Below are 14,063 nucleotides of genomic sequence, written 5' to 3' on the forward strand. Positions count from 1 at the left end.
CGACATGAGCGAGACTTACACAAGCGTGTCCCAGGAAGAAGCCGGCTATCGCGAGCGCGCGCGGCTGTCGTTCGATCTCGACGCCGACATCTGCGTGATCGGCGCGGGGCTCGCCGGGCTCACCATCGCGCTGGAGGCGGCTCGGCTCGGCGCCAGCGTCGCAGTGCTGGAGGGCCGGCATGTCGGCTGGAACGCCTCCGGCAACCAGCTCGGCACCGTGATGCCGGGTTTTGCGCTGCCGCTCGCGGACCTGATCGAGCGCATCGGTTTCGAGGATGCGCGCGAGCTCTGGGCGCTGTCGAAGGAGGGCGCCGAATTCGTGCGGGCAAATGCCACCGAAGAGACGATGCCGGGGATTGGCGTGAGCGACGGCGTGCTCGAGGTCTCCAATGTCGACGTCGGCGACCGGCTGATCAGCCGGCTCCAGATGCTGAACGAGGATTTCGATACCGAGGCTGAAGGCTGGCAGGCCGACCGCGTGCGTGCGGTACTCAAGACCGGCCGGTATTTCCACGGCGTCTATTATCCGACGGCGTTCCAGGTCGACGGGCGGAAATATGTCCACGGGCTCGCGGCCTTGGCCCGGCGGGCCGGCGCGCGCATCTTCGAGGACACGCCGGTCGTCAGCATCGATCATTCCGGCATCCGCAAGCGCATCGTGACGCCGTCGGCGCGCATGCGCGCCACGCACATCGTGCTCGCCGGCAACATTCATCTCGGCGCGCCGCTGAAGCGCCTGTCAGACACGCTGTTGCCGATCTGGCGCTACGCCGGGATCACCGCGCCACTCGGCGAACGCCTCTCCGAAATCCTCGCCTTCAAGGGATCGGTGATGGATACCGACGGCATCGATCATTTCCGCGTCGTCGATGGCGACCGCTTGATGTGGGAAAGCCCGGAGACCACCTGGGCTGCGGGCCCACAACGCTTCGCCGGTGCCATCAAGCGCCGGATCCGCACGATCTTTCCAGATCTCGGCGAGGTCGATATCGCCGAGATGTTCGGCGGGGCCACCGGCCAGACCGTGCACGGCATGCCGCAGATCGGGCAACTCCGCAAAGGCCTGTGGGTGGCGAGCGGCTTTGGCCGCCAGGGCATGAACACCTCGGCCATGGCCGGGCAACTCATCGCCCGCAGCATCCTCCGGGGCGACGAGCGCTGGCGGCTGTTCTCGCCGTTCGAGCTGGTCTGGGCGGGCGGGATCACGGGGCGGGCCGCCGGCCAGGTGATCGGGCTCTGGGGGAGGGCGAGTTCGGCCGCCGCGGGCTCCCTTGCCCGTTACCGCGAGCGGGCGCGGGTCAAGGAGAGGGAGCGCGAGGCGAAGCTGGCTGAGGCCAACCGGGCCGCCGGCACCGGTCCGCGGCGCGCGCCGCCCGGCGCGATGCGCCCGGTTCGGCCGGCGCCGCCGCTGGAACCGGTCCCGCATCCCGCGGAAGCCGCGTCGCAGGAGCAGGGCATCTCGCAATAAGTTGAGAAAAAACTCCGCCTGACGGTGTAACGTCGCGCGTTGAAGCCCGTATCTCAGCGCGTGGACAGGTGAAAAGTCCCCTCGCACGGAGAAAGAGATGTTTGACCGCCGCGTCCTGTTGACGTCCGTCGCCGGCCTGTTCGGTCTTACGGCGTTCCGCTGGCTGAGAGCGACCCCGGCCAAGGCCGCACAAGAAAAGGCCGCGGAGAAATTCGAGATCGAGAAGACGGAGGCGGAGTGGCGCGCCCAACTCACGCCTCAGCAGTACGAGATTTTGCGCAACCACGGCACCGAGCGACCCGGCTCGAGTCCGCTTCTGAATGAGCATCGCAAGGGCGTCTTTGCCTGCGCCGGCTGCGACTTGCCGCTATTTGCTTCCGACACCAAGTTCGAAAGCGGCACCGGCTGGCCGAGCTTCTACCAGCCGATTGAAGGCAATGTCGGCAAGACCGAGGACCGCACCTACGGCATGGTTCGCATCGAGGTGCATTGCCGGCGCTGCGGCGGCCATCTCGGCCACGTCTTCGACGACGGTCCGAAGCCCACCGGATTGCGTTATTGCATCGATGGTTTCGGGCTTGTTTTCCACCCCGCGGCAGCGTCCGCGACGTAGGGGGTGTGCCCGGCAATTGTTGCCGGCCCGGCAATTGTGCCCCGGTCTCACGGCCGGGGCATGTCTATTTAAATCTTTGATTTCATTGAGGTACTGCATTGGCATAGGCCTTGCGACGTCTCCCTTCGATTGCGGCCATGGGTCGGCCGGCCGCCGAGATCGATTTTGGAGACAAAGTTATGGGTATCTTCGATGCAATGAACACCTCGGTGGGTGGCCTGCAGGCGCAGTCCTACGCGCTTCAGAATATTTCCGGCAATATCGCGAACTCTTCCACCACCGGTTACAAGGGCATCGGGACCAGCTTCGAAGACCTCATTCCCAACGCCGAGGTGCCCAGCAAGCAGGTCGCCGGCGGCGTCACCGCGCATGCCCAGGCGACGATCACGACCCAAGGCACGATCTCATCGTCCAGCGTCGCCACCAACATGGCGATCACTGGCGACGGCTTCTTCTCAGTGCAGAAGGCAAGCGGCGTCGTCGACAACGTGCCGGTGTTCGACGGCGTCACCTATTACACCCGCCGCGGCGACTTCCAGGTCAATGCCAACGGCAATCTCGTGAACGGCGCCGGTTATTATCTGATGGGCGTCACGGTCGACGCGAAGACCGGCAATCCCACCGGCAGCGTGCCGACGGTGCTGAAGTTCGCGAACAATTTCATCCCGGCGCAGGCGACCACCGCGATCCAGTATGCGGCGAACCTGCCGACCCAGCCGAACACGGTCGCGGGCTCGACGGCGGCAAGTGGTACGCTGCTCGCAGCGGGTGGAATCAATCCGTCCGATTTCGCGGCCAACCCGCTGCCGGTGGGCACGCCGCCCGCTCCTTACACGAACGCGACGATCTCCGGCGCCGCAGCCACCGGCAATCTGCGCTCGGCCTATACCTCGACGAGCGCGACGGGCTCGGTCGCTCTGCAGGACAATGCATCGGCGGCCGCAGCCGCGACCACCTCACTCGACGCGACCGCAGGCAACCATCTCGCCTCGAGCATCCTCACCGCGCTCAGCGGCACGACCCTGACGATCAACGGCAACACGGTTACCTTCAACGGCGGCACTACCGTCACGACGGCCGGCAGCAACACCACGATCGGCCTGGGAGCGGGCACCACGGCGACGGTTCAAAGCATCCTGACCGCAATCCAGACCGCCGGCGGCGCCGGCGTCACAGCGACGTTGACCGCCAGCGGCAACATTCAGATAGCCACCGGCACCACAACCGATGTGTCGGTCACTAGTGGCGCGGCAGCGACCGCGCTCGGCCTCGGCACCGTGACGCGCGGCGGCAACGTGCTGTCGACGCCTGCGATCACGGGCTCCACCGTGCTGAGCGGCAGCGCCACGGCGGGCGGCGCGGAAGTCCTCTCGTCGGGCTTTGCGGCCGGCAATACCATCACGGTCGACGGTCAGACGCTGACTTTCATGACCTCGGGTGCGTCGGGCGCGAACCAGATCAACATCACCGACAACATCTCGACCTTGCTGGCCAAGATCGATGGTCTCAGCGGCGCAACTGGCTCGTCGATTGCGGGCGGCGTGATCACGCTGAATACCGGCACCGTCTCCACCCTGACGATGTCCAGCTCCAACTCCTCCGCCTTCGCCGCGCTCGGCTTCACCTCCGCCATCAGCAAGACCCGCAACGGCGGCGGCACCGCCGGCACGGGCACCGTGATCGGCAACGACATCGCGACCTTCACCAAGGAATCGATCAGCGGCGGTGCGGTGACTGCGTACAACGCGGCCGGCACGCCCGTTAACCTGCAATTGCGCTGGGCCAAGACCGACAGCGCGTCGCTGGGCGCCGGCCATACCGACAGCTGGAACCTGTTCTACCAGACCGACCCCAATGCCACCGGCACGGGGGTTGGTTGGGTCAATACCGGGCAGACCTTCACCTTCGCCAGCGACGGCTCGCTGAGCTCGCCGAGTGGCTCCGGCATCTCCATCCCCAACGTCACCGTCAGCGGTCAGGCGCTCGGCACCGTCGCCTTCAACATCTCCTCGGGTGGACTGACGCAATATGCGAGCACCAGCGGCGCGGTCACCATCAACACCATCACGCAGAACGGCTACGCCGCCGGTCAGCTCCGCTCGGTCGCCGTCAACAACAACGGTCTTGTGGTCGGCACCTTCTCCAACGGCCAAAACCTCGACCTCGCCTCGGTGACGCTGTCGCACTTCAACGGCACCAACTACCTGAAGGCGCTCGATGGCGGCGCCTATGCCGTCACTGACCAGTCGGGTCCGGCGATCGCGGGGGCCTCCGGCACCATCAGCGGCTCGTCGCTCGAGGGATCGAACACCGACATCGCCGACGAGTTCACCAAGCTCATCGTGACCCAGCAGGCCTATTCGGCCAACACCAAGGTCATCACGACGGCGAACTCGATGGTGCAGGATCTCCTGAACGTGTTGCGCTGATCAGCGCTGACGCAGCGTAACCAAGGGCGGGCAGTCACATGGGTTTGAGTTCATCCCTCGCCAGCGCAATGAGCGGCCTGCGTGCCAACCAGGCCGCGCTTTCGATCGTCTCCTCGAACGTCGCCAATTCGCAGACGCCGGGTTACGTTGCCCAGTCGCCGAACCAGATCGAGGTCACCACCGGCGAGTTCGGCTCGACGGTGATCACCACCGGCGTCAGCCGCGACCTCGATACCTTCGTGCAGGGCCAGCTGCGCACCGAGACCGGGGGCGGCGGCTATGCCGACCAGATGGCCAACATCCTGAAGCAGCTTCAGAATGTCTACGGCAATCCCGGCGGCAGCGGCACCCTCGAAACCGCGCTGAACGATTTCACGAGCTCGTTGCAGGCATTGTCGACGAGCGCAGGCGCGTCGTCGGCGCAGACCGTCGCGGTCGCCGCTGCGCAATCGCTGGCGCAGCAGCTCAACCTCACGACCAAGGGTATCCAGTCGTTGCGCACCAATGTCGAGCAGGATCTCGGCACCTCGGCGCAGCAGGCCAACGCGGCGATGCAGCAGATCGCCGACATCAACACCAAGCTGCAAGGCCTGAGCTCGACCGATCCGTCGGCGGCGACGCTGATGGATCAGCGCGACCAGGCCATCAACACGCTCTCGAAATATGTCGACGTCCGCGTCGTCACCGACGGCTCCAACCAGGCCAACGTCTACACCAACACTGGCATCCAGCTCGTTGGCGCGGGGCTGGCCTCGAAGTTCAGCTTCGCGTCGGCGGGCGCGTTGACTGCGAACTCACTCTATGACAGCAATCCGGCCAAATCCGGCGTCGGCGCGTTCAACATCTCGCTGCCGAACGGCTCGTCGATTGACGTTGTCGCCAACAACGTGGTTTCGTCGGGACAGATCGCGGCCGACCTCAAGCTGCGCGAACAGACGCTGGTGCAGGCACAGACCCAGGTCGACCAATTCGCGGCGACGATGGCGAGCGCCATGTCCGACAAGACCACCGCCGGCACAGCGGTCGCCGGCCCGCCGTCCGGCTTCAAGGTCGACCTCGCCGGTGCTGCGCCGGGCAATTCGGTCAACCTGACCTACACCGATACGGCGACTAACACCCAGCGCCAGATCACCATCGTCAACGTGGCGGATCCGGCGGCGCTGCCGCTGCAAAACGCCACCAATGCCAATCCCCTGAAAGTCGGCATCGACTTCTCCGCGCCGATGGGCTCGATCCTGTCAACGCTCAACACCGCGCTTGCCGGTAGCGCGCATCTGTCGTTTGCGGGCTCCGGCACCACGCTCCAGATCACGGCCGATGGCACCGGTTCGAGCACGGTCAATTCGGTCTCGGTGACCAAGACGATCTCGTCGCTCCAGTCGGGCAATGCGCAATTGCCGCTGTTCACCGATGGCAGTGCGCTCTACACCGGGGCGATTACCTCCTCGGGGTCGCAGATGACCGGACTTGCCGGGCGCATCGGGGTGAACGCGGCGGTGGTGACCGATCCGAGCAAGCTCTCGGTCTACAACACCTCGCCGGTGACGCCCGCGGGCGATACCACGCGCTCGGACTTCCTCTACACGCAGCTCACCAGCTCGGTGTTCTCCTATTCGCCGACGACGGGGCTGGGCTCGTCGAGCCAGCCTTTCAGCGGCACGGTCTCGAGCTATCTGCAGCAGTTTCTGAGCATCCAAAGCAACGCCTCGACCCAGGCGACGGCGTTGCAGCAAGGACAGAGCGTCGTGGTCTCGACGCTCCAGGCAAAGTTCAACTCGACGTCCAGCGTCAACATCGACTCGGAGATGTCGAACCTGATCCAGCTGCAGAATGCCTATGCCGCCAACGCCCACGTTATGTCGGTGGTACAGAGCATGATGAACACGTTGATCCAGGCTCAAAGGTAACCAGTTTAGGGCTCTGAAAGATGTCGATCGCCAGCATCAACTACTCATCGTCGGTTCTCGGCGCGCAGATCCGCAACATCAATCAGCAGCTCACCGATCTATCGACGCAGCTCTCCACCGGCAAGCTGTCGCAGAACTATTCCGGCATGGGCACCAACGAAGGCTTTGCGATTGCTTCCCGCGCGCAGCTTTCGAACATCGCGGCCTATACCGATACGATCACCAACGTCAACGTCAGCATCAACCTCGCCAACACCGCGCTGCAGTCGCTGTCGACGATCCGCAATACGGTGCAGACTGGCGCAGCCAGCACCGCGCAGGATCTCAACGTCAACGGCCAGACCATCGCGCAGAACACCGCGGCAGCGCAGTTCGGCTCGATGGTCGGCGTGCTGAACACCCAGTCGGGTAACCGCTATCTGTTCTCCGGGACCGCCTTCAACTCGCAGTCCGTCGCCAACGCCGACGCCATCATCAACGGCACGACGACGCAGGCCGGCTTCAAGACCGTCATGGCCGAGCGCCAGGCCGCCGACCTCGGCGCCAACGGCATGGGCCGGCTGGTGCAGACGCAGCCGACGGCGAGCTCGGTGCAGGTGGCCGAGGATGTTGCAGGATCGCCGTTCGGGCTGAAGATTGCGGCGGTCTCCTCGAAGCTGACCGGCGCCACCGTGACGGGGCCGAGCGGTTCGCCGGTGTCCTTCTCGGTCGATCTCAACGGCAACAATCCGAACAATGGCGACAAACTGAGCGTTCAGTTCAGGCTGCCGGACGGTACGACCGAGCAGATCGACCTGACCGCGTCCAGCGCAACACCAGCGCCACAGGGCAGCTTCGCCATCGACCCGACCACGCCGAACAACACGGCCGCCAACCTCAACACCGCGCTGAACACCGCAATCAAGAAGCTTGCCAACACCTCGCTGGTGGCGGCGTCTGCCATGACGGCCGGCGACAATTTCTTCAATACTGCGAGCTCGGCGATCGGCACGGCCGTCAACAACCAGATGGCGACGCCGGCGCCGGTCACCGGTGCGACGCTGCTGTCGGGCACTGCGCCTTCGGATTCGATCGGGACCAGCTTTGCAGCCGGTAATACCATCACCGTCAACGGCACCACGCTGACCTTCGTCAATTCCGGCGCGACCGGCAACCAGCTCAACGTCACCGACAGTATCCAGACCCTGCTCGGCAAGATCGACTCCATCACGGGCACCTCGAAACCGTCGACGATCCATGGCGGCGTGATCACAATCAACACCGATGACGCGGCAAGCCTGAACATCACCAGCTCGAATACGGCCGCGTTGGGGGCGCTTGGTTTCAGCTCCTCTCCGATCACGGCCACGCAGCCGCCATTGCGTGTCGGCTCGTCGCCGGCGAGCTCGGCGACGACATTGGTGAACGGCTCGGCCAACACGATCAAATGGTACACCGGCAATGACGGGCCCGGCTCGGCACGCTCCACAGCGGTCGCGCGCGTCGACGATGCCGTCACGGTTCAATATGGCGCGCAGGCCGATGAGGACGCGATCCGCCGGCAGATGCAGGCGACCGCTGTGTTTGGCACTTTCTCGACGTCGCCGACCGGGCAATATTCGGGCGGTCAGGTGTCCGCCCTGAGCCAGCGGGTTGCGCAGGCGCTGACCGAGCAGCCCGGGCAGCAGCGTATCGAGGATATCCAGACCGATATCGCGATGGCCCAGAACACGATGAAGGATGCCACCACACGCCAGACCCAGGCCAAGGCGCAGCTTCAGACCATCATCGACCAGGCCGAGTCGGCCTCTCCCGATCAGGTCGCGAGCGAGATCCTGGCGCTCCAGAACGCGCTCCAGGCGTCCTACCAGACCACGGCGAAGCTGGCGCAGCTCTCGCTCGTCAAGTTCCTGTAACAGCGTTAAGGCTCCATTAACCATGCCTGTTTACCTCTTGGTGAGGATTTCGGACGCGCGGGGCCATTGATGTCGGATCGGATGCAGCTTGTGGTGGCAACGCCGTGCTTCGGCGGACAGGTGTCGAGCATCTATGCGAGCTCGATCTTCAGGCTCCAGCGCGCCGTGCATGGCATGTCCAATCTCGAGCTCAAGGTTCTCTTGCGCGAGGGCGACGCGCTGATCACCCGCGCGCGGGCCAATCTGGTCGCGATGTTCCTCGACGATCCCAAGGCAACGCATTTCTTGTTCGTGGACGCCGACATCGGCTTTGCGCCCGAACAGGTGTTCCGGCTGATCGAATGCGGCGCCGACGTCGTCGCCGGATGCTATCCGATCAAGCGCGTCAACTGGGACAAGGCCAAGCGGGCGATCCAGGCCGGCCGGGTCGACGTGCCGGCGGCCTCGCTCGACTACGTGCTCGAGATCGAGGATCCCGACCGCATCGTCGTCGTCAACGGATTTACCCGCGTGCGTTACGCGGGCACCGGCTTCCTGATGATCCGCCGTCACGTGCTGGAGGCGATGTGCCGGCATCCGAGTTACGCCGGCTTGCAGTTCTTCCGCGAACATTCTCACGACACGCTGGCTGGGAGCCAGAACCGCTTCGCGCTGTTCGAATGCATGATCGACCCGGCAACCAGTACCTATCTTTCCGAAGACTTCGCCTTCTGCAAGCGCTGGACCGATATCGGCGGCGAGATCTGGGCCGACATCCAGAGCTCGCTCGACCACGTCGGGCGATCGGTGTTCCACGGCGACATCACCTCGCAATTCGCGCCGGCACCCGCCGCAGCAGATGCTGCCTGAGGCGGCCGGATGAGCCTCGGCATATCCCGGCTCCATGTTGACGACGGTCCGCGTTACGGGCTGCGCGACCTTTTTACGCCGCTGGAGACGCTGCTTGCCTCCGGCGGTGACCCGCGCCTCGCGCTCGATCCATGCGACGGTCTCAACGCCTACGCTTGCGCGCCGCAGCCGACGCCTGAGATCTGGAATTTCGCATCCTCGACCGCATCCTCGATCTCGCAAGTGGCCTATGAGCGCGCCGCGCTCGCGCGTGAGGAACTCGTGCACAAGTCGCTGTTCGACGAGGTTGAGGTCGCCTTCGACGCCCGCCTCGAGGACATGCGTGACGAATTGCGCGCCCACCTCCAGCTCTCGCCGCGGGTGGATGTCGTGTTCGCGCCTTCCGGCACCGATGCGCAGCTTCACGCGCTGTTCCTGGCGCGCGCGGTGCTCGGCGCGCCGCCGGTCACCATCGTCGTCGGCTCGGACCAGACGGGAAGCGGAACGGCGTTCACGGCGCGCGGGCGCCATTTCAGCTCGGTGACGGCGAGCGGTTTGTCGGTCCGCAAGGACAGTGTGATCGCGGGTCTTGGCGGCGACAGTATTGCACTGCCGCTGATGGATGAGGTGGACGCCGACTCCGCGGTGCTTCGCGCAATCGAGGCCACGATCGCTCAAGGTGCACCCGTGGTGCTTCAGGTCATGGACTCCTCGAAGCTCGGCTGGCGTGCGCCGAGCGAGGGCTGTCTCGACGAGATCGCAAAGCGGTGGCCGGGCAAGGTTCAGATCGTGGTCGATGCCTGCCAGATGCGGCTGGGCCGGCGGCGGTTGCGCTTCTATCTCGACCGCGGCTACATGGTGCTGGTCACCGGCTCGAAATTCTTCGGTGGTCCGGCCTTCAGCGGCGCGCTGCTGGTGCCCAAGGGATTTGCGCGCGCGCTCGATCGCTTGAACGAGATTGCGCCGGGCTTCCTCGATTACGCGAGCCGTTTCGACTGGCCGAAGGGCTGGAACGGCCTGCGATCACGTTTCGAGCGTCGGCCGAATTTCGGTCAATGGCTGCGCTGGGAGGCGGCGATGGCCGAGATCGCCAGCTACTACGCGCTACCCGGAGCCTTCCGCGCCAGGGCGCTGGGCGAGCTCAGGGCAGGCATCGACGACATGATCGCGTTGACGCCGTCACTCGGCGCGATCGCGCCCGCCACGCGCCGGGGCAGCGTGGACGACGAAGAGTTCATCCACGACACGATTTTTCCCGTCATGCTTCTGCGCGATGGCCGGTCGGTGTCGATCACCGAGACAAACGCGGTCTATCGTGCGCTCGCCCGCGACCTGGGCGATGACGTGGTCGGCAGTGCCGCCGACCGGCAGGTGGCCGCGCAGCGTTGCCTCGTCGGCCAGCCGGTGCGGCTGGAGCGGCCGGACGGCACGCAAGCCGCGCCACTGCGGCTCTGCATCGGCGCGCAGCTCGTGACCGGTGCTTGGTCGGCCAATGCGGCGCAAGCGCAAAGGAATCTTCGGCACGTTCTCGATCGCATCGCCCACGTGCTGGTGAAGATCGAGCTGCTGCTTGGCCGCACGAACGATGCGGCATCTGCATCCGGAGCCTGACATGCAGTCTGAAGTTTCGCATCCGCCCGGCGCGAGCGCGCCGCAAGTCGCCGATCGTATCGGCTTTGCGCGGTTGACGCACCAGGCGTTCGTCGGCGTCGATCTGCGGCCGCTCCGCGATCGGCTCGTGAGCAAGATCGCCGACGGCACCGCACAGGCCGGCGAGGGGCTCGATCTGTCGCTGATCGCGCAACTTCTCGGTGACAAGGAGGCGGGCCTTGCGATCCAGGCCGAGGTGCTCGCCTTTCATCAATTGTTTCGCTCGCCTTGCGCCGTTGCAAAACCTGCGCTGCGCGTGCTCGCACTTGCGGCGGCGATCGACATGGGCGGCAATACTCCGATCGAATTCCTGCTCGAGAGCTCGGACATCGAGCTGTTGACGCTCTACGTCGTCAAGGGTATTGGCCTGCCGGAGCCGCTGCCGGATCACGACGTCGCCATCGTCGTCGCATCCGATTCCGAGGAATGCCGCGAGGCGCTCGCGGCGATCGACAATGCCGCATCGCGCTGGCCGCGGCCGCTGCTCAACCGCCCGGATCGCATCGCCAATCTCGACCGCGACAAGCTGCATCGCCTGCTCGCCGGCACGGCGGGCCTCGACATCCCCGCGACGGTCGGCGCGACGCGCGCGCAATTGTCGGATCTGTCGCATGCGCGGATCCGGTGCGAGGACATCACGAGCGAATTGCAGTTTCCGATGATCGTGCGGCCGCGCGGCACGCATGCAGGCGCGGGACTGGCAAAGGTCGACGATTTCGCGGCGCTTGCGGATTATCTGGCCGCGCGGCAGGACCACGATTTCTTCGTCGCGCGCTTCGTCGACTATTCCAGCGCCGACGGATTGTTCCGCAAATATCGGCTCGCCATCGTCGACGGCAGGCCGTACGCCTGTCACATGGCGATCGCGGACCATTGGGATATCTGGTATCTCAATGCCAACATGGCCTTCAGCGAAGAGAAGCGCGCGGAGGAAGCCGCCTTCATGCGCGACTTCGATACTGGCTTCGCGGGCCGCCATCGTGCCGCGCTCGACGAGATGATCGCTCGCGTGGGGCTCGACTATTTCACCATCGACTGCGCCGAGAACCGGCGCGGCGAGCTTCTGATCTTCGAAGCTGACAACACGGCCGTAGTGCACAACATGGATTCGCCGGACGTGTTTCCGTACAAGCAGCCGCAGATGCGCAAGATCTTTGCCGCGTTCACGGCAATGCTGTCGCGACATGCGAAGGCGAACGGGAGCGGGGCATGAACGAGATCATCCGGGGCGACGTGCGAAGCGCGCTCACGGGCACCTCGCTCGATCCGCAGGACTGGAATGAGTTTCGCGTGCTCGCCCATCGCATGCTGGACGAGACGATCGACTCGATCGCCAATGTGCGCGAGCGGGCTGTGTGGCAGCCCGCGCCGGACAGCGTTCGCGCGCAACTGAAGTCGGATGTGCCGCGTGCGGAAGCCGAACTCGTTGATGTCTATCGCGAGTTCTCAGATGTGATCGCCCCTTACACGACCGGCAACGTCCATCCGGGTTTCATGGGTTGGGTGCATGGTGGCGGCACCGCGGTCGGCATGCTCGCGGAGATGCTGGCGGCCGGGCTCAACGCCAATCTCGGTGGCCGCGATCACATGCCGATCGAGGTCGAGCGGCAGATCACCGGATGGATGCGCGAGCTGTTCGGCTTCCCGCAAGGTGCCAGCGGAATCTTCGTCACGGGGACGTCGATGGCGAACCTGATGGCGGTGCTGGTGGCGCGCACGAGCGCGCTGGGCACGCTTGTGCGTCAGCACGGCATCGGCCGTGACGGTGCGCTACTCACGGCCTACACGTCGAAGGCGGCACATGGCTGCATCGCGAAGGCGATGGACATCGCGGGGTTCGGCTCCGATGCGCTGCGCCAGATCGGTGTCGACCCCGAGCATAGCATCGACCTTGCCGCGCTGCGCGCGCAGATCGCCGTCGATCGCGAGGTCGGCTTCAAGCCGTTCCTCGTCGTTGCGTCCGCCGGCACCGTCGATATTGGCGCCATCGACGATCTCGCCGATCTCGCCCGATTGTGCCACGAGGAGGGGATCTGGTTTCACGTCGATGGTGCGTTCGGCGCGCTTGCGATTCTTTCACCTGGACTTGCGCCGCGCCTTGCCGGCATCGAGCTTGCGGATTCCATCGCGCTCGATTTCCACAAATGGGGGCAGGTGCCCTATGACGCCGGCTTCCTCATGGTCCGCGACGGCGAGAAGCATAGGCAGGCCTTTGCGCAGCCTGCGGCCTATCTGCGGCGCGAGGCGAGGGGGCTGGCTGCGGGTTCGCACTGGCCGTGTGATTTCGGTCCCGATCTGTCGCGTGGCTTTCGCGCACTGAAGACCTGGTTCACGCTGAAGACGTTCGGGACCGACAGGCTGGGCGCCATGATCGCGCGCACCTGCGCGCTCGCCAAAGTTCTGGAGGCGCGCATCATCGCCGAGCCTCGGCTCGAGCTGCTCGCGCCAGTCAATCTCAACATCGTCTGCTTCCGCTACCGCTCACCCGACGCAGACGAGATCAATCGCGAGATCGTCGCCGACATCCAGGTATCAGGCATCGCCGCGCCCTCGAGCACGACGATTGACGGCCAGTTCGCGATCCGCGCGGCGATCGTCAATCACCGTACGGATGTGACCGACATCGATGCGCTGGTTGCCGCCGTGCTGGATTTCGGTGCGCGACGATCGGGCGGTAACCTGATCGAGATTGAATCGCCGCCGCTCGCTGCGCCGTAGCCTTGCGCACGGCCTGGAACGAGATCGGCCCCGGAGATGATCCGGGGCCGACTTGTTCGTCGAGAAAATGGGCGATGATCGAAAGACAGCTCTCAGGCGGCCGAGCTGACGCCGTCCTTGGGATGCGTGGCGTCGTACTGGTCCTTCAGCTTCGCTTCATAGGCGATCAGCTTGCGCGCTTCCTTCAGCGCCCGGTAGAGATCGCCGCTCATGATGTTGTTGTTGATGCCTTCGATGATTGGCCAGGAGCTCGGCACGGCGCTCATGATCTCGCGCACCAGATTGAAGTAGGTGCCGTGCTGGCTCTGCGGGTCCGGCGAGATGTACATCAGTTGCACGGCCAGATAGACGAGCTTGGCCGGCGTGTCGGCGGTCTCGGGCGTCAGGATGTCGCGTTCGCGCAGGATCGGCACGTTCTCGCCGTCGATGAGGAGGCGGGCGCGCTGGTCGGTGTTGGTGATTACGCAGTTGCCGACGATGATGCGTTCGTGCGGTCTGAGCTCGACTTTGAGAGCCATGCCTGTTCTCCATCAACCCTTTTGTAACGAGCCTCGC

At 65.0% G+C, this 14,063-nt stretch carries 10 protein-coding genes; 9 read left to right on the top strand and 1 reads right to left on the bottom strand.

Features of this window, described 5'->3' with window-relative positions; genetic code table 11:
- Positions 1–4: 4 nt before the first annotated feature.
- The 9 genes from QA640_RS15950 (at position 5) to QA640_RS15990 (ending at position 13,508) form a co-directional block, all read left to right on the top strand.
- On the top strand, positions 5–1,468 hold the full coding sequence (locus tag QA640_RS15950; protein ID WP_283041554.1) for an FAD-dependent oxidoreductase: 1,464 nt from the start codon (positions 5–7) through the stop codon (positions 1,466–1,468).
- A gap of 97 nt (positions 1,469–1,565) precedes the next feature.
- On the top strand, positions 1,566–2,081 hold the full coding sequence (gene msrB, locus QA640_RS15955) for a peptide-methionine (R)-S-oxide reductase MsrB (protein ID WP_283041555.1): 516 nt from the start codon (positions 1,566–1,568) through the stop codon (positions 2,079–2,081).
- A 179-nt stretch (positions 2,082–2,260) separates the two neighbouring features.
- Positions 2,261–4,510, top strand: coding sequence for a flagellar hook-basal body complex protein (locus QA640_RS15960; RefSeq protein ID WP_283041556.1), 2,250 nt, complete (start codon positions 2,261–2,263; stop codon positions 4,508–4,510).
- A gap of 38 nt (positions 4,511–4,548) precedes the next feature.
- Positions 4,549–6,417 (top strand): flagellar hook-associated protein FlgK, encoded by a 1,869-nt coding sequence (gene flgK / locus QA640_RS15965; protein WP_283041557.1) that lies wholly within the window; start codon positions 4,549–4,551, stop codon positions 6,415–6,417.
- Between the two features lie 20 nt (positions 6,418–6,437).
- Entirely contained in the window at positions 6,438–8,312 is a 1,875-nt protein-coding gene (locus QA640_RS15970) for a flagellar protein (protein WP_283041558.1), read from the top strand.
- A 69-nt stretch (positions 8,313–8,381) separates the two neighbouring features.
- On the top strand, positions 8,382–9,161 hold the full coding sequence (locus tag QA640_RS15975; RefSeq protein WP_283041559.1) for a hypothetical protein: 780 nt from the start codon (positions 8,382–8,384) through the stop codon (positions 9,159–9,161).
- A 9-nt stretch (positions 9,162–9,170) separates the two neighbouring features.
- Positions 9,171–10,751: a hypothetical protein gene (locus QA640_RS15980; protein WP_283041560.1), complete on the top strand. Its 1,581-nt coding sequence runs from the start codon at positions 9,171–9,173 to the stop codon at positions 10,749–10,751.
- Between the two features lies 1 nt (position 10,752).
- Positions 10,753–12,003 (top strand): hypothetical protein, encoded by a 1,251-nt coding sequence (locus QA640_RS15985; protein WP_283041561.1) that lies wholly within the window; start codon positions 10,753–10,755, stop codon positions 12,001–12,003.
- Positions 12,000–13,508, top strand: a complete 1,509-nt coding sequence (locus QA640_RS15990; protein WP_283041562.1) for an aspartate aminotransferase family protein — start codon at positions 12,000–12,002, stop codon at positions 13,506–13,508. Before QA640_RS15985 ends, QA640_RS15990 begins: the two co-directional genes overlap by 4 nt.
- 92 nt (positions 13,509–13,600) lie before the next feature.
- Here the strand turns inward: QA640_RS15990 and flbT are convergent, their stop codons facing one another.
- Positions 13,601–14,026, bottom strand: a complete 426-nt coding sequence (gene flbT / locus QA640_RS15995) for a flagellar biosynthesis repressor FlbT (RefSeq protein WP_283041563.1) — start codon at positions 14,024–14,026, stop codon at positions 13,601–13,603.
- Positions 14,027–14,063 lie beyond the last annotated feature (37 nt).

The organism is Bradyrhizobium sp. CB82 (genome assembly GCF_029714405.1).
Lineage (GTDB): Bacteria > Pseudomonadota > Alphaproteobacteria > Rhizobiales > Xanthobacteraceae > Bradyrhizobium.